The sequence below is a fragment of the Aneurinibacillus danicus genome, from assembly GCF_007991215.1.
Classification (GTDB): Bacteria; Bacillota; Bacilli; order Aneurinibacillales; family Aneurinibacillaceae; genus Aneurinibacillus; species Aneurinibacillus danicus.
This window is the reverse complement of the sequence record NZ_BJXX01000023.1, coordinates 1-20,393: the sequence shown is the minus strand read 5'-3', so window position 1 is coordinate 20,393 and position 20,393 is coordinate 1. Positions and strand designations below refer to the sequence as shown.

Below are 20,393 nucleotides of genomic sequence, written 5' to 3'. Positions count from 1 at the left end.
TAGTAGACATTTTTCAGAATTTCTTTAAAAATAATATTATGAAACAAAATATATAGAATAGGAGCAAGGAGGGATAAATCATGGTGGATAAGCGCTGTTCTCTGCAAGAAGCGGTGCAGATGATCCAGGATAACGACATGATTACGTTCAGCGGTTTTGTCATTTGGCGTCGTCCGATGGCGGCGATTTATGAGATGCTGCGTCAGGAGAAGAAAGGATTACATCTTGTAGAAGTTAATTCCGGCACGCATGCGGAACTTCTTGTAGGTGCTGGGGCGGTCTCCGTCTGGGAATCGTGCTGGATTGGCCATGAACTATACGGCAAGGTTCCTTATTGTTTGGACCGTAAAATGAGAGAGCGCTCAGTCATAATAGAGGACTACAGTCATCAGCAGATGCTGTACCGCATGACGGCCGGAGCAATGGGAATTCCGTATTTACCGACCTGGGCATCACGCGGGACTGACATCTTAAATCCTGAGTATGACATGCTGGAAAAAGCCGGCCTGCGTAACGGAGCAAACGAAAAAATTCCGGCGAAGAAATTCGATTTCGTACAGGATCCATTCTATAACGAAGGTGAATTGATTCACGTGCCGGCCGTACGCCCGCGTGTGTGTATCGTGCACGCCCAGCAGGTAGGAGAAGAGGGGACGATTCGGATCGCGGGACAAACCTACTCGGACGAACAGGCGATTAAAGCGTCTGATCTGGTGATTGTACTGGCGGAAGAGATTGTACCAGAGTCCTATCTTCGCGAAGAGCCGGAGCGTAACCTGATTCCGGGCTATCTGGTGGATGCGATCGTTGAATTGCCATGGAGTGCGCATCCGACCGGCGCATATGGCTTCTATGATGTAGACGGCCCGTTTATCCGTGAATTTGCGGCGGCTTCCAGGACAGATGAAAGATTTGTGGCCTGGGTGGATGAATGGGTATATGGCGTAAAAGACCATGAGGAATATCTGAATAAATTAGGTGTGTCCCGTTTGGAAAAACTGCGGGCCAATTCCTACCGCAAATACAGCACCAAAGTGAAACGGGGGTCGAGGTAAGATGGCGGATAAACAGTATGCAAAACCTGGCGAATATTCCGTTGTGGATATGCTAGCAGTGGCGGCGGCACGCGAAGTGAAAGACGAGGAAGTTGTTTTTGCCGGTACCGGACTGCCGATGCTTGCGATTATGCTGGCGCAGCAACTCGGCGCACCGAACTGCAAGCTAATCTACGAGGCAGGAACCATTGACTCCAAAGGCGATTCGCTTCCGTCATCTGTCGGTGATCCGCGCTGCGTGACGAAGGCATCAGTGGCTTCGGGGTTGTTTGATGTGTTTAATCAGCTTCAACGCGGCAAAATTGATTTGGCGTATCTCGGAGGTGCGGAAATCGATAAGTACGGCAACGTTAACACGACCGTTGTCGGTGATTATCTTGCGCCGGTTATGCGTTTTCCGGGAAGCGGCGGCAATCCGGATATTAACTCGCTCGCCAGGCGTACCGTATTTATTATGGTACAGGAGAAGCGCCGTTTCAAAGAGAACGTCGACTATATCACATCACCGGGTTGGATGGTAAAGAAGTGGCCTGAAGGAACGCTTGTACACCGCAGAGAAGCTTATGGCAAAAAGTTTTTGGGAGGACCGAGCGCAGTCATTACCAATATGGCGGTATTCCGGTTTAATGAAGAGACGGGAGTCATGTATGTAGACACGCTTCATCCCGGCATAACCCGTGAGCAGCTTCAGGAAAATACCGGCTTCGAGCTTGATTTCTCACACTGCAAGGGAGAAACGGAGCCGCCTACGTACGAGGAGCTTCGCATCCTACATGATGTGGTTGATCCTGAAGGTATTTTTTTGCCGTGACCGAAATATAGTATGAGCATTCAACTTCCACACCTTCTTACTTCTTGTTCAAAAAAGAGTAGAGCGGGGAATTCCTTATCCCTGCTCTACTCTTTTTTGAAATGATTATACGTTGAATCGTGCTTCTTCTTTTCCATTCACGCGGACAATAATGGTTCGCACGTTGCTTTCATCTACGACAATCGTGCGGGTTTGTTTAAACCCTGAAGCGGAGGAACTGCTGTCGAGCTTAACTTGCTCCACATCGATCTTCAATTGCTGTCCGGAGCGGGTAATGATGATAATCTGGCCGCTGTATCCGGCGCTAGGAAGCTGATAGGTAAAGGTAATATACAATCGTCCGTTTTTGTAATAGGCGTCCTGGATCTTGGCCAGTTGAGAGCCGGAACGCACGCCGATATCATCATACGGCACCAGCTGTCCGAAACGGTAGATGACATAGGCTGCTTCTGCCCGGGTTAGTGTAGCGCGCGGATCGAATTTCCCGTTATCGCGTCCGCTGATTAAATTAATTTTATCTGCGATAACGACATCATCCCGATAACCGGGTGCAATTTCACCTGCGTCTTTAAACGGAACATTTTTAACGTTAATAATCGAAGATAAATCCTGTTTGTAGAGGTAACGGTATGCATTGGTAAGATAGTGCGCCATTTCCTGCCGGGTAATTTTCCGCTCTCCGTGAAACGCGCCACGGTCATCAATTACACCGGCTTTGCGAAGACGGACCAGCTCATCCGCGTAATAGTCCGATTCATCCACATCAGAGAAATATTTTCTTGCCTCCTGCGCCGTCCCCCGTGTGGTCAAATTGCTTTTAAATACTTTGGCAAGCATAACGACGAACTGGCCGCGAGTTAGAGGCCGATCGGGCGCAAACGTATCGTCGTTTATCCCATTTACGATTCCCTGGCGGGCAAGCGAGAGAATCTGCGGCTCCGCCCAGTGATCATCTATATCAGAAAAAGGGGTGGCCGCAGCGGCGGAATGCCCGCCGGCCAGCAGGCTGCCGGCGACGAAAGGGGCTAAAGCCAGCGCCATCCAATGTTTTTTCAATTTTGTCACGTCTCCTATATTGTTTGATGTAATAATATCAATTGTTTTGACTCATTATCTGTGGAAAAGTTGCTTTTATTTTCTGTATGTTACAGAGGCAATACGCTCATACTACCTGTGTGGGAAGGTGGAGCGGATATGAACGGCTGGCTGATTTTTTTGGGTAGTACAGGAATCCTGGGAGTGCTTATCTGGTTTACATCCTTACGCATCCGGATCGTGTACAAGCGAGCAGCGGAGAATGACCGCATTGATGTGGAAGTATCTATGTATAGGCGCTTACTAAAATATCGTTTTACCGTCAATATGCTGCAAATAGAGAGTTTATCCAAAGGGGTAAAAGTATCACAAAAGGCCGAAGTCGGGCAAAAGGGGCAGGCAAAAGAACGAAAAAAAATGTGGATTACCCCGCGTACGATAAAGCGAATGCAGCGAAAGTTCGTACGATTGCTGCGTAATGTTTATGATTTAAACGGGATTATGCGGCACACATTAAAATATGTGCGGGGAGAGATGCTGGAATGGCGGACAAGCATCGGCTTGGGTGAAGCGTCAGCTACCGGCGCAAGCGTCGGTGCCGTGTGGGCCATAAAAAGTTCGATTATCGCCGTTCTTGCGCACTATATCTCTCTTACGACGCAGCCTCGATTGTACGTTCTGCCGGAATTTCATCGTGAAATGCTGGATACTCATCTTGTCTGTATACTGCGTTTCAGGATCGGACATGCTATCATTGCAGTCATTCGAATTGCAGTGCACTATTTCCTGAAAGGGCGTGAGCGCGTATGGGAGAACATCCGATTCAAGGCTTAATGCAAACAGCAATGGAAAATATTAAAGAAATGGTGGACGTTAATACCATCATCGGCGACCCGGTGGAAACACCGGACGGAAGCGTTATTATTCCGGTTTCCAAGGTTGGTTTCGGCTTTGCCGCCGGCGGCAGCGAATTTGAAACGTATGAGGAAACCGATCGGCGTCATGACCGTACTGATGGAGATGCGGCCCGCCAGCACGTAAACGGGGGACGAAGAAGCGATCTTCCGTTTGGCGGGGGGAGCGGCGGCGGTGTTTCCATTACGCCGATTGCGTTCCTTATCGTCGGTAAACACGGCGTGCGTTCCATCTCACTGCAGGGACAGTCTCACCTGTATGAACGAATGATGGATTTGGCGCCCGCCGTAGTCGAGAAAATTCAGAGTATGATTCGCGGCGATAAAGGCCGGGAAGAAAAGCAAGAGGGAAAACGCGACGAGCAGATTATTGATGAGCTTCATTAATGAAAAAAGAGCACGCAGCGGTGCTCTTTTTTCTTCGAAAAGCTATTTAGCTTTTATTAATTACAATTAGCAAATCGCCTGATTCGATTGTATCGCCGGCTTTGACATGAATTTCTTTCACGATACCGTTAAATGGAGCTTGCATTGTCGTCTCCATTTTCATCGCTTCGGTGACAATCACATGCTCGCCTTTTTTCACTTTGTCCCCCTGCTCTACCATGACTTTCAGCACTTTCCCCGGCATGGAAGCGCCGATTTGGCCCGGCTCCGACGGGTCCGCTTTCGGACGCTGAGCGATCGTGACTTTAGCGGATGCATCCCTGATGTTAATTTCACGCGGTTGGCCATTCAGTTCAAAATAAATCGTGCGTGTACCGTCCGGGCTGATTTCACCGATGGAAACCAGCTTTACCATCAGTGTTTTTCCCTGTTCGATGTTGACCGCGATTTCTTCACCCAGGCGCAGACCGTAGAAGAACGTCGGCGTATCAAGCACAGATACGTCGCCGAATTCCTGCTGGCGCTTCTGCATGTCTAAAAATACCTGCGGATACATAACATACGACAGGAGATCGAAATCAGTAATCTCACGCTCCAGCTTTTCTTCAAGCATTGTTTTGATCTCCTCAAAGTCGGCGGACGGCAGCAACTCACCCGGACGGGATGTAAAGTAGTCCCGCCCTTTCAGAATCACACGCTGCAACTCTTCCGGAAAACCGCCGTGCGGCTGGCCGAGATATCCCTGGAAGAAGGTAATCACCGACTCAGGGAAATCGATATTTTCTCCACGCTCATATACGTCCTTTTCCGTCAAGTTGTTTTGTACCATAAACAGCGCCATATCTCCCACCACTTTCGATGATGGTGTGACTTTGACGATGTCTCCGAACATGCGGTTCACGGTGGAGTACATCTCTTTCACTTCGCCCCAGCGGTCGCCAAGCCCGACGGCTTTGGCCTGCTGCTCCAGGTTGGTGTACTGCCCGCCCGGCATTTCATGCTTGTACACTTCAGCGTTGCTTGCTTTCATATCGGTCTCGAATCCGACATAATATTTGCGGACGTCCTCCCAGTAGTCGGCGAGCTTTTGATAGTTCTCGTGATTGAGTCCGGTCGCACGTTTGTCGTGCTCAAGCGCGTAGGCGAGTGCATTCAAGCTGGGCTGCGACGTTAGACCGGACATAGAGCTAAGTGCCGCATCCACGATATCGACGCCAGCTTCGGCCGCTTTTAGCAGCATCGCTCCCGCATTTCCGCTTGTATCATGCGTATGCAGGTGGATCGGAATGCTGATTTCTTGTTTCAGCGCTTTGACCAACTCGTACGCGGCGTATGGCTTTAAAAGACCGGCCATGTCTTTGATCGCAAGAATATGCGCGCCCGCTTTTTCTAACTCCTTCGCCAGGTTGACGTAATACTGCAAGTTGTATTTCTCACGTTTCGGATCGAGAATGTCGCCGGTGTAGCAGATAGCGGCTTCCGCAATCTTTCCAGTCTCGCGTACGCTCTCGATCGCGAGGCGCATGCCGTCCAGCCAGTTTAGGCTGTCGAAAATCCGGAAGACATCAATGCCTGCCTTCGCGGACGTTTCGATGAATTTCCTGATCACATTGTCCGGGTAGTTCGTATAGCCAACGGCGTTGGCGCCGCGGAACAGCATTTGGAACAGCAGGTTCGGAATCTTTTCGCGCAGCTTACACAGACGGTCCCACGGATCTTCATTTAAGAAGCGCATGCTTGTATCGAATGTAGCCCCGCCCCACATCTCAAGCGAGAACAAGTCAGGGGCCAGTTTGCCGGTCGCTTCCGCAATCTGCAGCAAATCGTGCGTACGCACACGGGTAGCGAACAGCGATTGGTGCGCGTCACGGAACGTCGTGTCGGTCACCAGCAGTTTTTTCTGCTGCTGAATCCATTTGACAAGGCCTTCCGGTCCCTGCTCGTCTAAAATTTGTTTGGTTCCCGCCGGATACTCCTGTTTATAGGATGTTTCCGGAATGCGGGGAGCCCCGAACAACGGTTTTTTGTCCGTCTTAGTAAGGCCCGGGTGGCCGTTGACAATCGTTTGTCCAATATAGGTTAAAATTTTTGTTCCGCGGTCTTTACGAATCGGGAACTCAAATAGCTCTGGTTTTGTATCGATAAAGGAAGTATTATAATTTCCGCTTAAGAAGTCCGGGTGCTGCATCACGTTCTCAAGGAACGGGATGTTTGTTTTCACGCCGCGAATCCGGAATTCTTTTAAGGTACGCAGCATTTTTCTGGCTGCTCGTTCGAATGTAAGCGCATGCGTTGATACTTTTACGAGCAAAGAGTCGTAGTGTGGCGTAATCGTCGCGCCATGTGCGCCGATGCCGGCGTCTAGGCGCACGCCAAAACCGCTGGCGGAACGGTATGCAAGCAAACGGCCTGTATCCGGCACAAATCCTTTCTCCGGATCTTCTGTCGTTACGCGGGACTGAATGGCGAAGCCGCGCATCTGTACGCTTGATTGGGAAGGAATGCCGATCTCCGGATCTTCAAGCGCGTACCCTTCCGCGATACGAATCTGTGACTGAACGATATCGATGCCGGTCACCATTTCGGTAATCGTGTGTTCTACTTGAATTCGCGGGTTAACTTCGATAAAATAAAATTTTCCATCCGGTGCGACTAAAAACTCGACCGTACCGGCATTGATGTAGTTGGACGAGCGGGCCAGACGCAGCGCCGCGTTGCAGATCTCTTCGCGCTGTCTTTCCGTAAGAGACAGGCTTGGTGCTACCTCGACGACTTTTTGATGCCTGCGCTGAATCGAGCAGTCGCGCTCAAATAGGTGCACGGCGTGTCCATGCTGGTCGGCCAGGATTTGCACTTCGATGTGCTTTGGATTTTCAAGATATTTTTCAAGGTAGACGGCGGCGTTTCCGAAGGCGGATTTTGCTTCGGAACGGGCGCGATCAAGCGCATCCGTAAGCTCACTTTGCTTGCGGACGATACGCATGCCGCGGCCACCGCCACCGGATGCGGCTTTGATGATAATCGGGTAGCCGTTTTCTTTCACAAAGCGCAGCGCTTCTTCCAGCGTGCGCACCGGTTCCGGAGTACCAGGGATGACCGGAATATCGGCTTCGATTGCCATCTGGCGTGCGGTGACTTTGTCGCCGAATTTGGCGATGTGTTCGGATTTCGGTCCGATGAACGTAATGCCTTCTTCTTCGCAGCGTCTGGCAAATTGTTCGTTTTCGGATAAGAAGCCGTAGCCGGGATGAATGGCATCGACATCGTGGCGCTTGGCTACTTCGATGATGCTTTCGATGTCCAGATAGGCTTCAATCGGGCCTTTACCTTCCCCGATTAAATAGGCTTCATCAGCTTTGAAACGGTGCAGAGCGACATTGTCTTGCTCAGAGTATACAGCGACAGTGCGGATACCGAGCTCGGTGCAGGCGCGGAAAATCCGGATGGCAATTTCGCCGCGGTTTGCCACCAGAATTTTCTTGAACTTTTTAATCTGGGCCATTCAAATCTCCCTCTCCTATATAATTTGTCTCTCAAACCAAAACGGTATGTAAAGTTGAGAACTAAATTAATAATAACACATGAATGAATATTCAAAACACCGAAAAACCGATGAAATTAGCATTTCGGTACAGAAGATATAAGGGAAGTGTTTGGAATTGAAAATGCTGGGGGATAGAACATGAAAGAAAAGCAGGAAAAAAAACAGCAGGTGCTCCGATTTATCGTACCACGAGAGGTTGAAGAGGCAGGAAAAAACGTACGCAGTTTTCTTCGCGAAGATCACGGTATTTCGCGCAGCCTGTTGGTTGAATTAAAACACGTTAAAGGCATTCGCCTGAACGGGGCACCAACGTATTTGGATCATCCGCTGCGAGAAGGAGACACAATTGAGTTATACCTGCCGGAAGAAGAGTCGGAAAATATTATACCTGAGCCGGTTTCTTTCTGTATCACATATGAAGATGAAGACATTCTAGTGGTAAACAAAGCGCCCAATTTATGCGTGCATCCGACGATGCTTTATCCAAGCGGGACGCTGGCGAACGGTGTAGTGTATCACTGGCGAAAGCAGGGCATTTCGCGTAAATTCCGTCCGGTTAACCGGTTGGATAAAGATACATCGGGCCTGGTGTTGATTGCCAAAAGTCAGTATTCGCACCAACAGCTGGCTGCGGTTCAACGACAGAACGGGATTGCGCGTTATTACGAAGCGCTGGTGCATGGACAGGTGGAAAAGGAAGAGGGCACGATCGATGCGCCGATTGCGCGCAAAGCGGACTCGCTTATGGAACGCATCGTTCATGAAAGTGGGCAATGGGCGCGCACCCATTATAACGTGCTAGGCAGATATAAGGAGTTTACGCATCTGAGATTGAAACTCGATACCGGGCGTACACACCAGATTCGCGTCCATATGAGCCATATCGGGCATCCGCTGCTCGGAGACGATTTATACGGCGGGGAGAAAATGCTGATTGCAAGGCAGGCGCTTCATGCACGTACGCTTACGTTTCCGCATCCGCGTCATAAATCCGACCTCTTATTTGAAGCGCCGCTCCCGGAAGATATGTCGGCTCTTCTCTCTTCTTCGCAAAAATTATAATTTCGTGAATATTTTTCTCCTGCTCTTTACCGCTTAGGAGGAACAAAGTAACATGGGAAGCAGTAGAGGGGGAGAAGCGAAATGAAAACATTACTGCGGATGAGTCCGTTTTTGCTGGTGATTATAGGGCTTGCGGCGTATAATTATTCCATTTCGTTTGAAGCGCTGAAAGGGGGAGACGAAGGGCTTAGAATGCGTTTTATTGCGTTGGAGGTCGCTATTCCATTTGTCGGGGTGCTGACTGCGCTTCAATTTGAAAGAGCGAAGAAAAATCGGTTTATGTTCGGGATGTTCGGTTTCTTTGCCGGGTTCTTGCTTTCACTCGATTTGTTTGTGTTTTCTATGATCCAGGGAATTAAATAAATTGTAAGCTAAAAATACTGTTATTTGATTTGTTAATCAAGTAATAGTATTTTTATTGCTGTTCTCTATGAACGCGTTAAAGTAGAAAAATCAAGCGATTTACCTTCTTTAATTTTAAAAAAATAAATTATCTCCGTTATTTTTTTGCTTTAAAGTAAAACAGAACATGCTATAATGTATCTACTGAAGTAAATGAAATTTTTAAAATAAAATAAAAGCTTTGGTAGGGGGAACGTGTATGGTGAAAAAGAAACGGCTGGCAGCGATTCTTCTTGCGGCAATGATGTTGCTGCTTGCTGCTTGCGGCGGACAGGGCGCCAGTAAACAGGCCGGCGAAACGGAGCAGAAGACAGGGGCTGGGACAGAGAAAAAATTTAAGGTAGGTATTTCTCAGTATGTTGAACATCCGGCCCTGGATGCGGCTCGTGAAGGATTCATTAAAGCACTAAAAGAAAACGGACTTGAAGAAGGAAAAAATATCGAAATCGACTATCAGAATGCGCAAGCTGACCCAACAAATACAAATACGATTGCACAGAAGTTTGCGGCTGACAAAAAAGACTTGATTCTGGCAATTGCGACGCCGAATGCGCAGGCAATGCTGCAGAACGTAAAGGATACGCCGATTCTGTTTACAGCGGTGTCCGATCCGGTAGGCGCTAAGCTGGTGGATAACCTTGAAAAGCCAGGCAAGAATATTACCGGTTTTTCCGATACGCCTCCGGACGCGATTCCGAACACGATGGAAGCTATTAAGGATTTCTTTCCGCAGGCAAAAAATGTAGGCATTATTTATAACAGCGGTGAAGCGAACTCTGTGGCGAATGTGAAAGTGGCAAAAGAAGCACTGGGCAAACTGCAATTGACCCCGGTGGAAGCGACTGCAACTAATACAAGTGAAGTAAAACAGGCGGCGGAATCGTTGGTTGGCAAAAAAGTGGACGCGATTTATGTACCGCAGGATAATACGGCGGTCACTGCGCTGAAATCCATTGTAGCGGTAGCAAACAAAAGCAAAATCCCCCTGTTTGTAGGTGAGCTTGAATCCGTACGTGGAGGCGGTTTTGCAGGCGTTGGATTCGAGTATTCTGATATTGGCTATGATACCGGTCTTATGGCGGTGAAGATCTTAAAAGACGGGGCGAAACCGGGCGATTTAGCGGTTGGTTATCCGAACAAGCTGAATCTTGCTATCAACAAAGAAGCCGCAAAAGCTCAGGGCATTGATATTGAGAAGCTGCCAAAAGAGGCGATGGATAAGTGGAATCCGCAGCTGATTGAAAAAACGGAAGCAAAATAATGCATAAAACCGAATGAATGAGCAGGTCCTCACAGGAAAGAAGCTGAAGCCCTGACTTCTTTCCGGAAGCCTGCCATGCCGCATAAATACATCGACAGATGAGCAGGTGAAAGGAGGACGCTATGGGCGTAGCGTTATTAGGATCGATTGAATCAGGATTTATTTTTGCCATTATGGCGCTTGGTGTATATTTAACATTTCGAATTTTAGACTTTCCGGATTTGACGGTGGACGGTAGTTTCGCCACCGGCGGAGCGATTGGCGCCACGATGATTACAGCGGGCTTCGCGCCGTTTTTATCGACGGTATCCGCGCTTTTGATTGGATTGGTCGTCGGTGCGATGACGGGTATTCTGCATACAAAAGGAAAGATTAATGCCCTGTTGTCAGGGATTTTGTCCATGATTGCGCTTTATTCGATCAATCTTCGCATTATGGGCAAGGCGAATGTGCCGCTGCTGGGTGAAGATACGCTGTTTACGCAAATTCAGGATGCGCTTTCTGCGCTGGGAGATTACGGTCTTTTGCTTGCGCTGGCAATCATTGCACTTGTTATTAAGTTCATCAATGACTGGTTTCTTCATACAGAAGTGGGGCTCGCGATTCGGGCAACGGGCAACAACCAGCGCATGATCCGCAGTTTTTCCACCAATACGGATAATACGATTATTATCGGATTAAGCATATCTAACGGACTTGTAGCGCTCTCCGGGGCGTTATATGCCCAGTATCAAGGATTTGCGGATGTATCCATGGGTATCGGGATGATTATCATCGGCCTTGCTTCTGTCATTATTGGTGAGGCGATTTTCGGTGACCGCTCGATTGTGCGCGCTACGTTCGCCGTAATCGGCGGAGCTATTATTTATCGCATGGTCGTGGCTTTGGCAATGCAGGTAGGGCTTGATCCGTCCGATATGAAGTTAATGACTGCCTTAATTGTTATCGCCGCACTGATTGCGCCGCGTATTTCTGCAAGTTATAAAGAGCGGAAGCGTAAAGCGGTGCGGACAAAGAACCGGGAGCAACAGATGGTACATGAAAGAGGCGAGGTGAAGAAGCATGCTTAAGCTCAATGATATCTACGTGGTATTTAATGAAGGAACCGTGGATGAGAAAGTGGCGCTTAACCATGTGAACCTCCATTTAAACCCGGGCGATTTCGTTACGATCATCGGGAGTAACGGAGCCGGAAAATCAACGCTCATGAATATTATTTCAGGCGTGCTGAAACCGGATTACGGAACCGTAGAAATTGACGGCGTGAAGGTAAATAATCTTCCCGAATACAAGCGGGCTCCTATGATTGGTCGTGTATTTCAGGATCCGATGGCCGGTACGGCGCCCGCCATGACAATCGAAGAAAATCTTGCGTTGGCGTATGCTCGGGATAAGCGTCGAACGCTGGGTAGAGGCGTAACAGCAAAAAGGCGTGATGAATTCCGCACATACCTCGAGACGCTTCATCTCGGGCTTGAAAACCGGTTGAGCGCGAAAGTGGGGCTGTTGTCCGGCGGTGAGCGCCAGGCGCTAAGTTTGTTAATGGCAACCTTTACCAAGCCGAAGGTCCTTCTGCTTGATGAGCACACCGCAGCATTGGACCCGGCGCGCGCTCAGCGGATTACAGAGCTAACGGAAGAAATTGTCGGGCGGCAAAAGCTAACGACACTGATGGTTACGCACAACATGCAGCAAGCGCTTGACTTGGGTAACCGTCTTATCATGATGGATAAAGGCATGATTATTCTCGATGTGCCGGAGGAAGAGAAGAAGAACCTGACAATTGAAAGACTTCTGGCTGAATTCCAACGGCTTCGCGGCGAAAAATTCGCAAGCGACCGTGCGGTGCTGGCATAAGAAAGAAGAAAACCCTCCGGAATTTCCGGAGGGTTTGTTGTTATCTCATATCTTTATTCAACTGTAGTGCCAGACGCCGGCTCTCCCGCTTTTTTCGGTACAATTGCAGCGCGTAGAATACAAGCACATAACAGATTAGGGCCATAATCGATCCATTTGCAGCACTGCCAACGAAAAACGCGACGCCCTTCTCTTTAACGAATTCCCACAATGCGATGAATCCCATGTGCCCCATCTCGTTAGTACCGGGGCTAAGTGTATCGCCGATCAGCATGGTACCTACACTCATATTGAGAACAAAAAACAGCGGAAGCACAAATTTGCCCATGATAAATCCGATGAGTGAAGCCGCGAAATTGCCGCGAATCAGCAGATTCAGCGGATACAGAAGCAAGAACGCCGAGCCTAGCGTGGGCAGTGTAATAAACTCGATAAAAATTCCGAGTGAAAAGCTGCGGGCCACTATTGAAGGGGCCCCTTTAGAACGAAGCAGCTTAATGTATTGATACTTCATTTTCCGGTATATTTTTCTCCACATGCAAGTTCCTCGTTTCCTGTGCAGGCTGTCTGTCCAATCAGTAGATACTCATTATTATAGCGAAAAAATGCAACTAATGTTAGTATGTCTTTGGTTTTTATAGTATCATTACTTGTGTAAGTGTGTGGAAAAGGAGGCGCTATATATGTCTGATATTTTTACCCCGTTTACCCAAAAAAATGTCACGCTACGCAATCGAATTGTTATGTCGCCCATGTGTATGTATTCGGCGGGAGATGACGGAAAAGCAACCGATTGGCATTATGTTCATTACGGTACACGCGCTGCAGGCGGTGTAGGTCTTGTCATACAGGAAGCGACGGCAGTAGAAGCGCGGGGCCGGATTAGCCATCAGGATTTAGGAATTTGGAGTGATGAACATATCGAGCCGCTGCGCCGAATCGTATCCTTCGTAAAAGCACAGGGAGCCGCTGCGGCAATCCAGTTGGCGCACGCGGGACGCAAAGCGAAGCTAAATGATACGATCGTGGCGCCGAGCGCGATCCCGTTTGATGATAATTCCAAGGTGCCGCATGAATTGACGGAAGCTGACATCGAAGAAGTGCTAGAAGCATGGCGGCAGGGTGCGCGCCGGGCACGGGAAGCCGGATTTGACATTGTAGAGATTCATGGGGCGCACGGCTACTTGATTAACGAATTTTTATCCCCGTTATCCAACAAGCGTACTGACCGTTATGGAGGAAGTTTGGAAGGACGCTTTCTGTTTTTAAAACGGGTAATTGAAGCGGTGAAGCAAGAGTGGCCAGCGGAAAATCCCTTGTATCTCCGCATCTCCGCCGTTGATCATGTCGAAGGCGGATTGACGATTGAAGACAGCGTACAAATCGCAAAAATGGCGAAAGAAGCTGGTGTTGATCTGATTGACTGCTCATCCGGTGCCATTCTGCCTGTCATGCCCAAAAAGATTTTTCCGGGTTATCAAGTATCTTATGCAGAGAAGATTCGCCATGAAGCAGGCATTGCTACGGGCTGTGTCGGATTAATCGAGGAACATACGCTGGCAAATGAGATTATCGGGAATGAGCGGGCGGATCTTGTTTTTCTCGGGCGTGCGTTGCTGCGTGATCCATACTGGGTGCTGCAGGCTGCAAGGCTGCGTAATCGTGCGTACACCGGGCCGCGTCAATACGAAAGAGGATTTAAGTAAACCTTTTGCCAAGCATTCCGACTTTTTATGTCTGGAATGCTTTTTTGCTGTCTCAGAAGTGGGTACAATATATACAAAGCGATAGATGAGGGGGCAGAGGAGGGGGAGACATTATGATTCAATTGGCCGTTGAGACCGGGGAAGATATTATCGTTGCGGCCACATAAGGGTAAGATAATAGTAAAGGTAAGGAAGGAGTCGATTTCGGATGAAAGTAAGCGAGCAAATGATTAACGCAGCAGTTGTACCCAGGCTCAACCAACGGCTTCCTGACGATATTTGCTTGAATGAGCTCCGCCTCTATGACGGATATGCGGTAGTGAAAGCGCAGATTAAATTACGCGGCGAATGGCTGCCGGTGCTGTATACGCTGCAGTTAGACACGTTCCGTTTTGATGCTTCCGGACGCTACCTTACAATGGTTTATTCAGAAGATGTGCAGAAGGAAAAAGTGTCAATCACACAGAAGCTGATACATGAAACCGAAATGTTTCTAACGAAGAATCTTACCGGCAAATCGCTGCTCATGAATGTTTTGGGAAACGAACGGGATATTCATGTTTCTGACACGCGCATTACTGTACAACTGGCTCCACTTGCCAGTGCCTATCCGGTATTGCAGAATATTACGGTAGAGAAGGTGGCATTTGAAAGAGGGGCACTGCAACTGGAAGTGACAGTGCCTCCAGACATTCTGCTGGAAACGCCGGAGTTTGATTGGATGGAGCCGGTAGAGGACGTGGAAGTATCACCGGACATTGAGGAAGAAGCGTCTCGATCATATAGTGACGGGGAATTGGTCGTGATCGAGCGACAGCATAAGCGCTACTACGATCAACTGCGCGAGAAGATTGAAAAGTATATGAGGGAAAAAATCGGGGAGAGGCGAACGGAGAAAATTACCCCGTATTTGATGCTCGCTCCCGACCTGTTCGTACTGCTCGCCCGTCTGGTCAAAGACAACCGCGTATCGTTCCGTTCCAAGTCGATTGCACTTGCTGCGGTCGTATATTTTATGACACCGTTTGATATTATTCCGGAGATTCTCACCGGACCCGGCGGATTTATCGACGATATCATCTTTGCCACCTTAGCGCTGAATAAGATGCTGATAGATGTAGATGAAGAGGTTATTAACGAGCATTGGAACGGTGATAAGAATATTATGAATGTCATTCGTGATGTACTGGCCAAAGCGAATTCGCTTGTAGGTACAAGCCGGTTCGATATGATTAAAAATGTATTTAAAGGCAGGAAATAAAAAGTGGCGAGGCGGGTTATTCGGGTATTCTTCCGCTTCGCCATCTCTCTTTACTTTATGGTCATTGCAATCGGTGCTAAGTCCTTAATCATGGCAATTTCGTCACAGCTTGGGAATTTTGAGCAGTTGATGCAGTCTTTCCAAACTTTATGCGGCAGCGTTTCTTTCTGGACTACATAGAAGTCGCATTTCTCGAAAAATTTCTGTTGGTACGTTAGTGACATAACGCGTTTTAGCCCAAGTTGCTCGGCTTCGTCGATAAGATGGTTGACCAGCTTCTTGCCAAGCCCTCTTCCTTTTGCTTTTTCCGAAATGGCGAGCGATCGTACTTCGGCCAGATCCTCCCAGAGAATATGCAGACCTCCGACTCCGATGACCGTACCCGGGTCGCTTACTTCCCCTTCATTATCAATGACCACTGAAAAGCAGTGCAGCGTTTCGCAGAGTGATAGCTTTGACCGAGGCAGCATCAGGCCCTGCTGCGCATATTCATTAATTAAAGCCATCATTCCGTCCAGGTCCTGTATTTTAGCCTTGCGAATGAACATAAAGCTATCCCTCCATAGAATTTCTGTCTACGCAACGTTTTTTGAATAATTATTGGATTTACAATAATAAATATACATATAAATTCTTGATATGTCTAGATTGAATATAAGGAGAGATGAATTTTTATAAAAAAAGGCAAAGTCAGGAGTCCGGGCTCCGCTTTGCCTTTTCATGGGTGCATTTTCCATTAAAGTTGCTGTTTACTTTTGATATTTCCTTTCCGCACGAGAAAGAACAAGAAAATTAATGACAATCGGAACGGCGAACATGCCGAATAAAGCCACGATTGCGTTTACTGCGGATACCGGTTCCATTTCTCCATCCCCTTTTTCATAATGAACATGATAAATATGCTACTTACTCATCATACATCTAAAAAGAGGGAAATAGTATTATCTGCAGAACAGTAATTATGAAAAAGTTGTGAGAAAACACATGGTCGAATCGAAGGAGAGAAAGTAGGAAAAATGAACAAAACGTTAAATTACCTGTCCATCCCCGATCAGAACATGGTATGATAATACACGATAAGACATGTGCAAAGGGGTCTTGGGATGAGTGAGTTAGTATACACGCCAAGCAGTATGTTAAAAAAAGTGTTTCGCACAGGCGAACGCTCGCTTTCCAGGCAGGAATTAGAAAGCCGTCTGCAGAATACATACGCTACAAGTTTACGGCGCGTCCATCAATCGCCGTCCGAGGTGATTGATGGGGCGCTGGCTGAAAAAGTCTCCCCGTTCCATGTAGGATCATCCCATGCGGTAGTGGAGATGGAAGTGCCTTTTCGTGACCATATCGCGGAAGAGCTGGTACGCTATTTTCTAGAGAATAAAGGGCCGCTTACTGCGGAACAATGTCTTAAGAAATTGCGTCGGCACAATGTCGTCTCTTATAGCTATACCGAGGACAAGCTCCCGCTGTACAAAGACCCGCGTTTTGTCCGGTTTGCCGGCTCGGAGCTATGGTACTTGGCCCGCTGGGAAATTGCCAATGACCGCCTGTACCGTTTTCTTTCAGATAAGCAGATTAAACAATTGCCTCTTGCGCAGTTGCTGCTGATGATGGAACATGAGCTGAATATCTCGCGTCGTGATTATGTGTTTGTGCCGGAAGGCGATCCGCGTTTTCGCGTTATTGAAGGATTGGTCATTGTCGATTATAAAGAGGAAGATGGCGTAACCGAGACGCAGGCCGAAGAAATTCACGCAACGGAGCTTATACAGGAACGTGTGGAAGAAACAGTAAACATTCAAAGGGAAGAGGAGGTTGCCGCATCGATGGCAAACGATGTAAAAACAGCAAGCGTATTTGAAGATGTACTGGTAAACGCGCAGGATTCCATGGAGAAACTAGAGCAGCGCATCAAAGAAATGGAAGAAGAGGTACTGGAGCACTTCAAAGACAATAACATGTCCGCGATCTCTACCCTGGTGGCGGAAAAAGAAAAGTGTGAGGCGATTGCTGCTGCACTTGAAAAAGTTGTTGAGGCTGTAAACAAATAATAAGAGTAAGGATGGCCGTATAGATGGAAGCGATTGAAGGATTTGACGCATTGCATCGTCGCTTTGAACGTCTGCGGCAGGTTGTGGCTCATAAGCGGCTGCAGGTGCAGTGGATAGAAGAAGAAGTTCGGATGTGCTTTCAGGAAAGTGATATGCAAGGCATCGCCGAACTGGCCCGGGAGCGGAACCATTTGTTGAAATGGATTGAGGCAATGGAAGCATTTGTCGCCAAATGGGAACAATACTGGCAGGAATACGATGCCGCATCCGGCTGGCTGTCCGCTGGGCTGCATATGCAGGAATAATAAAGGCAAGGCGATGCATCGCGCCTTGCCGTTTTCCTATATATCCGTAATTGAAATTTTTACGTTGATTTTCTAAAAAAGGCTCTTGCTTTTATCTTCTTTTGTGTGATAATATAATTCTTGTCGCTGCAATACATTAAAACATTGTCCCAGTAGCTCAGCTGGATAGAGCAACGGCCTTCTAAGCCGTCGGTCGGGAGTTCGAATCTCTCCTGGGACGCCATGCGAAATTTGAGCGCTATATCAACGTTTTAGCATCGTTAAATCAAACGGTGACAAGACGTTGACATAGCGCTTTTTTGTTGGTCAGAAGAAAGCGGCCGGAGGGGTCCGAGGTATCAAAAAGAAATAGAGTGAGCAGCTGAATACCCGATTTATAAAATTATGACTCAGTCATATAGCGTTATAGGTATAATAGTCCTTAAGAAATTGGTTCAAAAAACATAATATTGATAAGTAATGTGACTGAATTTTTACTATGGCGGGATTAGTTTCTTTAATAAGATGGAGAAATATAGAAATTAAAATTCTAGGAGTAGGAGGGGATTAATATTTTGAATAAAACAAAAATTATAGGAATTTTAACTACTGCTGCATTACTTAGTTCTTGTGCACTTCCTGTATATGCATTAACTACTTTCTCAGATATAGATAACTCGTTTGCAAAAGATGCTGTTGCCATGGCAGTAGAGCTCGGACTGCTTGTAGGGAACAGCGATGGCACCTTCAATCCCGGGGGAAATGCTGAAAGGCAAGCGGTTGCCTTGGTAGCAAGCAAATTTCTTCGGGTAGTTGAGGCACAAAAAAAACAAAATCCAATCCAAAATCAACCTCAACCACCAAACACCTCAATTCCTGCACCAGAGCAGACAGAAATTCCTGCGCCGACTCAGAATAACAATAGTAGTTCTAATGGAGGCGGAGCCGGAACAAACAATTACTTATCTACCTGATAATGAGATTCCCGTAGTAACAAATAGAATACAGGATCAATCAGGTACTGTGGGAGGAACAAGGATACAAATAGATTTAAGAGGGTACTTTATAGATCCAGATGGAGATCAATTGCTCTTTGATGTTGTCTCTAGTGACGAAGAGGTAGTTACTGTAGCGCTTGATGGTACTGATATATATATTACACTGAAAGCGCCTGGTACAACGATGGTAACTGTGAGGGCCACAGATGGTAAAGGAGGCACCGTAAGTCAAAGCTTCACCGTAGCAGTGCAGCCGGCACCCGTAGATACAACTCCTCCTGTTGTTCAGGAATTAAATCCAAGTAATAATGCGGTAGGAGTAAGTGCCACAAATGATTTCGCTATAAGTTTTGATGAGAATGTAGCTTTAAGAACTGAAAAAACAATCTGGATAAAGAAAACAATTGATGACAGTATCGTTGCTTCTCTCAGTACAAATAATCAGTCTGGAGTAAGTGTATCGGGAAATAAGGTCACAATCAAAAACCCTGGATTAGGTGGTTCTACACGTTATTATATTGAGATTGAGAATGGGGCTATTCCTGACATTGCAGGTAATTCCTTTGCGGGCATTCAAGACAAAACAATATGGACCTTCACAACTAATGCCAATCGCATACAAAGTAAAGCAATAACTAATTTTGATTTTTCAACTGTATATGCCACTCAAGCCAATCAGCGAAGCAAGCCCATGACATCTGCCGACTTTAGTGGGAACAATGCTAAAACATTTACCATAAGTGATGGTATAACCACTATCGCGATTACTCTAAATTGGAATATACCACGAAATGGTTTTAGCATTGGTCAAGTTATTGGCTCGGCCATTGAAAGTCAAATTCAAGATTATTATTTTGGTCACGGTATCCAGCCTGCTAATTGGACGCTGAATGCAGGCAGTTACGCAGCAGACGATACATTTAATATTAATACCTTCAAGACTGGTAGTAATGCATCCGTTATGTTAGATGGTGATGATTGGAATTACTTTTTTCAAGATAAGTCATTTTCAGGTAGTGATGATGATACTTCTAAGAATTGTTTATTTACTATAAGTGATGGAACTCATACTGCCGAGATTTTGCTAGGGTATCAATATGCTAATATGGACGATTTAGTTGATGATTTGAACTATCAATTAACAAATGCACAAGTGTCTGCTACAGTTAACAAGGTAGAAGCAAGCCATTTTGAGCTTGTTCCAGGCACCCCTGGGATAACGCTTACTACTGGCGGCACAAACGCAAATGAATTCTTTTAATTTTCAAAGATTTTCTTAAAAATGTTTGCATAATAGCAACGTAATGAAACCGCTCTCTGGTATGTTACCAGGGAGTAGTTTTATGTTAATCTTTTGTTATTAAAATCAGAGTTACCAAGGGGAATGTTTGAAATGGAGACAGTCGAATCCTTAGACAGAATTATTACCGATTTGATAAAGATAAAACGCACAAAACCATACCTGCCCACATGGGGCATGATTTTTTCGGTTTTATATAAGGCTAAACGATATGCTGAACAGAAAAACCAAACGGTAGTACTGTATCAGATTAATGGTAATGATGTGTTATATGTCCCCTCCGAAAGAAAATTTAAAATTAGGGTAGAGGATATAAACTTCAATTTAACTTTAGAACAAATGGTTACAGCCCTTCATGAAGAAAGGTTTTTACCATGCTAATAAAACCCCCCTCTGGTATGTTACCGGGGAGTTAATTTATTTTAGATATATATGTATCTAAGAGAATATAAAAATTTCTAACTA

General features: G+C 46.8%; 20 protein-coding genes and 1 tRNA gene. 17 read left to right on the top strand and 4 right to left on the bottom strand.

Annotated elements, in window-relative coordinates; all coding sequences use genetic code 11:
• The first annotated feature begins 80 nt into the window (after positions 1-80).
• Positions 81-1,055 (top strand): CoA transferase subunit A, encoded by a 975-nt coding sequence (locus ADA01nite_RS02920; RefSeq protein ID WP_146808406.1) that lies wholly within the window; start codon positions 81-83, stop codon positions 1,053-1,055.
• 1 nt (position 1,056) lies between these two features.
• A complete protein-coding gene (locus ADA01nite_RS02915; RefSeq protein WP_146808405.1) occupies positions 1,057-1,866 on the top strand; it encodes a CoA-transferase subunit beta in 810 nt (269 codons plus the stop codon).
• Positions 1,867-1,971: 105 nt separating this feature from the next.
• Here the strand turns inward: ADA01nite_RS02915 and ADA01nite_RS02910 are convergent, their stop codons facing one another.
• Positions 1,972-2,922, bottom strand: coding sequence for an S-layer homology domain-containing protein (locus ADA01nite_RS02910; RefSeq protein WP_146808404.1), 951 nt, complete (start codon positions 2,920-2,922; stop codon positions 1,972-1,974).
• Positions 2,923-3,060: 138 nt separating this feature from the next.
• Here ADA01nite_RS02910 and ADA01nite_RS02905 point away from each other — a divergent pair, with 138 nt between their 5' ends.
• Positions 3,061-3,735, top strand: coding sequence for a DUF2953 domain-containing protein (locus ADA01nite_RS02905; RefSeq protein WP_146808403.1), 675 nt, complete (start codon positions 3,061-3,063; stop codon positions 3,733-3,735).
• Entirely contained in the window at positions 3,708-4,202 is a 495-nt protein-coding gene (gene ytfJ / locus ADA01nite_RS02900) for a GerW family sporulation protein (protein WP_146808402.1), read from the top strand. Before ADA01nite_RS02905 ends, ytfJ begins: the two co-directional genes overlap by 28 nt.
• A 46-nt stretch (positions 4,203-4,248) precedes the next feature.
• Here ytfJ and pyc read toward each other — a convergent pair whose 3' ends face one another.
• Positions 4,249-7,704 carry a pyruvate carboxylase gene (pyc, locus tag ADA01nite_RS02895; RefSeq protein ID WP_146808401.1) on the bottom strand — a complete coding sequence of 1,152 codons (3,456 nt, stop codon included), beginning with the start codon at positions 7,702-7,704 and terminating at the stop codon, positions 4,249-4,251.
• Positions 7,705-7,884: 180 nt separating this feature from the next.
• On the opposite strand from pyc, the gene ADA01nite_RS02890 reads away from it, so the two are divergent.
• The 5 genes from ADA01nite_RS02890 (at position 7,885) to ADA01nite_RS02870 (ending at position 12,328) form a co-directional block, all read left to right on the top strand.
• On the top strand, positions 7,885-8,808 hold the full coding sequence (locus ADA01nite_RS02890) for an RluA family pseudouridine synthase (protein WP_146808400.1): 924 nt from the start codon (positions 7,885-7,887) through the stop codon (positions 8,806-8,808).
• A gap of 81 nt (positions 8,809-8,889) precedes the next feature.
• A complete protein-coding gene (locus ADA01nite_RS02885; RefSeq protein ID WP_146808399.1) occupies positions 8,890-9,171 on the top strand; it encodes a hypothetical protein in 282 nt (93 codons plus the stop codon).
• 238 nt (positions 9,172-9,409) lie between these two features.
• Positions 9,410-10,471, top strand: coding sequence for an ABC transporter substrate-binding protein (locus ADA01nite_RS02880; protein WP_146808398.1), 1,062 nt, complete (start codon positions 9,410-9,412; stop codon positions 10,469-10,471).
• Between the two features lie 122 nt (positions 10,472-10,593).
• Positions 10,594-11,541: an ABC transporter permease gene (locus ADA01nite_RS02875; RefSeq protein WP_146808397.1), complete on the top strand. Its 948-nt coding sequence runs from the start codon at positions 10,594-10,596 to the stop codon at positions 11,539-11,541.
• Positions 11,534-12,328 carry an ABC transporter ATP-binding protein gene (locus ADA01nite_RS02870; RefSeq protein ID WP_146808396.1) on the top strand — a complete coding sequence of 265 codons (795 nt, stop codon included), beginning with the start codon at positions 11,534-11,536 and terminating at the stop codon, positions 12,326-12,328. The genes ADA01nite_RS02875 and ADA01nite_RS02870 overlap by 8 nt, the downstream gene beginning before the upstream one ends.
• A 40-nt stretch (positions 12,329-12,368) precedes the next feature.
• On the opposite strand, the gene ADA01nite_RS02865 is transcribed toward ADA01nite_RS02870, so the two are convergent.
• Positions 12,369-12,866: a DUF2062 domain-containing protein gene (locus tag ADA01nite_RS02865; protein ID WP_146808395.1), complete on the bottom strand. Its 498-nt coding sequence runs from the start codon at positions 12,864-12,866 to the stop codon at positions 12,369-12,371.
• A 145-nt stretch (positions 12,867-13,011) separates the two neighbouring features.
• Here ADA01nite_RS02865 and namA point away from each other — a divergent pair, with 145 nt between their 5' ends.
• Together namA and ADA01nite_RS22520 are read left to right on the top strand one after the other, a co-directional pair.
• A complete protein-coding gene (gene namA / locus ADA01nite_RS02860) occupies positions 13,012-14,034 on the top strand; it encodes an NADPH dehydrogenase NamA (RefSeq protein WP_146808394.1) in 1,023 nt (340 codons plus the stop codon).
• 208 nt (positions 14,035-14,242) lie between these two features.
• Complete coding sequence (locus ADA01nite_RS22520; protein ID WP_246147195.1) at positions 14,243-15,295, top strand: YkvA family protein; 1,053 nt, start codon at positions 14,243-14,245, stop codon at positions 15,293-15,295.
• A 50-nt stretch (positions 15,296-15,345) separates the two neighbouring features.
• On the opposite strand, the gene ADA01nite_RS02850 is transcribed toward ADA01nite_RS22520, so the two are convergent.
• The gene (locus tag ADA01nite_RS02850) at positions 15,346-15,843 is read right to left on the bottom strand and encodes an N-acetyltransferase (RefSeq protein WP_146808393.1); all 498 of its coding nucleotides are present in this window, start codon (positions 15,841-15,843) and stop codon (positions 15,346-15,348) included.
• A gap of 555 nt (positions 15,844-16,398) precedes the next feature.
• Between ADA01nite_RS02850 and ADA01nite_RS02845 the strand changes: the two genes are divergently transcribed.
• The 6 genes from ADA01nite_RS02845 to ADA01nite_RS02820 all read left to right on the top strand — a co-directional run bounded on the left by ADA01nite_RS02845 (position 16,399) and on the right by ADA01nite_RS02820 (position 20,309).
• Positions 16,399-17,346, top strand: a complete 948-nt coding sequence (locus ADA01nite_RS02845) for a hypothetical protein (protein ID WP_146808392.1) — start codon at positions 16,399-16,401, stop codon at positions 17,344-17,346.
• Between the two features lie 23 nt (positions 17,347-17,369).
• Complete coding sequence (locus ADA01nite_RS02840; protein ID WP_146808391.1) at positions 17,370-17,651, top strand: hypothetical protein; 282 nt, start codon at positions 17,370-17,372, stop codon at positions 17,649-17,651.
• Between the two features lie 146 nt (positions 17,652-17,797).
• Positions 17,798-17,874: transfer RNA gene (locus tag ADA01nite_RS02835), tRNA-Arg, on the top strand.
• Between the two features lie 331 nt (positions 17,875-18,205).
• Positions 18,206-18,604, top strand: coding sequence for an S-layer homology domain-containing protein (locus tag ADA01nite_RS02830; RefSeq protein WP_170230122.1), 399 nt, complete (start codon positions 18,206-18,208; stop codon positions 18,602-18,604).
• Positions 18,564-19,889 carry an Ig-like domain-containing domain gene (locus ADA01nite_RS02825; protein WP_146808389.1) on the top strand — a complete coding sequence of 442 codons (1,326 nt, stop codon included), beginning with the start codon at positions 18,564-18,566 and terminating at the stop codon, positions 19,887-19,889. Before ADA01nite_RS02830 ends, ADA01nite_RS02825 begins: the two co-directional genes overlap by 41 nt.
• A 132-nt stretch (positions 19,890-20,021) precedes the next feature.
• Positions 20,022-20,309 (top strand): hypothetical protein, encoded by a 288-nt coding sequence (locus tag ADA01nite_RS02820; protein WP_146808388.1) that lies wholly within the window; start codon positions 20,022-20,024, stop codon positions 20,307-20,309.
• Positions 20,310-20,393 lie beyond the last annotated feature (84 nt).

Excerpts from the sequence above, each read along its gene's own strand:
- ADA01nite_RS22520 (WP_246147195.1), top strand. The coding sequence starts at position 14,243 with ATGAAAGTAAGCGAGCAAATGATTAACGCAGCAGTTGTACCCAGGCTC.
- ADA01nite_RS02915 (WP_146808405.1), top strand. The coding sequence starts at position 1,057 with ATGGCGGATAAACAGTATGCAAAACCTGGCGAATATTCCGTTGTGGAT.
- ADA01nite_RS02845 (WP_146808392.1), top strand. The coding sequence starts at position 16,399 with ATGAGTGAGTTAGTATACACGCCAAGCAGTATGTTAAAAAAAGTGTTT.
- pyc (WP_146808401.1), bottom strand. The coding sequence starts at position 7,704 with ATGGCCCAGATTAAAAAGTTCAAGAAAATTCTGGTGGCAAACCGCGGC.
- ADA01nite_RS02870 (WP_146808396.1), top strand. The coding sequence starts at position 11,534 with ATGCTTAAGCTCAATGATATCTACGTGGTATTTAATGAAGGAACCGTG.
- ADA01nite_RS02880 (WP_146808398.1), top strand. The coding sequence starts at position 9,410 with ATGGTGAAAAAGAAACGGCTGGCAGCGATTCTTCTTGCGGCAATGATG.
- ADA01nite_RS02840 (WP_146808391.1), top strand. The coding sequence starts at position 17,370 with ATGGAAGCGATTGAAGGATTTGACGCATTGCATCGTCGCTTTGAACGT.
- ADA01nite_RS02920 (WP_146808406.1), top strand. The coding sequence starts at position 81 with ATGGTGGATAAGCGCTGTTCTCTGCAAGAAGCGGTGCAGATGATCCAG.
- ADA01nite_RS02825 (WP_146808389.1), top strand. The coding sequence starts at position 18,564 with ATGGAGGCGGAGCCGGAACAAACAATTACTTATCTACCTGATAATGAG.
- ytfJ (WP_146808402.1), top strand. The coding sequence starts at position 3,708 with ATGGGAGAACATCCGATTCAAGGCTTAATGCAAACAGCAATGGAAAAT.
- ADA01nite_RS02885 (WP_146808399.1), top strand. The coding sequence starts at position 8,890 with ATGAAAACATTACTGCGGATGAGTCCGTTTTTGCTGGTGATTATAGGG.
- ADA01nite_RS02875 (WP_146808397.1), top strand. The coding sequence starts at position 10,594 with ATGGGCGTAGCGTTATTAGGATCGATTGAATCAGGATTTATTTTTGCC.
- ADA01nite_RS02865 (WP_146808395.1), bottom strand. The coding sequence starts at position 12,866 with ATGTGGAGAAAAATATACCGGAAAATGAAGTATCAATACATTAAGCTG.
- namA (WP_146808394.1), top strand. The coding sequence starts at position 13,012 with ATGTCTGATATTTTTACCCCGTTTACCCAAAAAAATGTCACGCTACGC.
- ADA01nite_RS02850 (WP_146808393.1), bottom strand. The coding sequence starts at position 15,843 with ATGTTCATTCGCAAGGCTAAAATACAGGACCTGGACGGAATGATGGCT.
- ADA01nite_RS02820 (WP_146808388.1), top strand. The coding sequence starts at position 20,022 with ATGGAGACAGTCGAATCCTTAGACAGAATTATTACCGATTTGATAAAG.
- ADA01nite_RS02890 (WP_146808400.1), top strand. The coding sequence starts at position 7,885 with ATGAAAGAAAAGCAGGAAAAAAAACAGCAGGTGCTCCGATTTATCGTA.
- ADA01nite_RS02905 (WP_146808403.1), top strand. The coding sequence starts at position 3,061 with ATGAACGGCTGGCTGATTTTTTTGGGTAGTACAGGAATCCTGGGAGTG.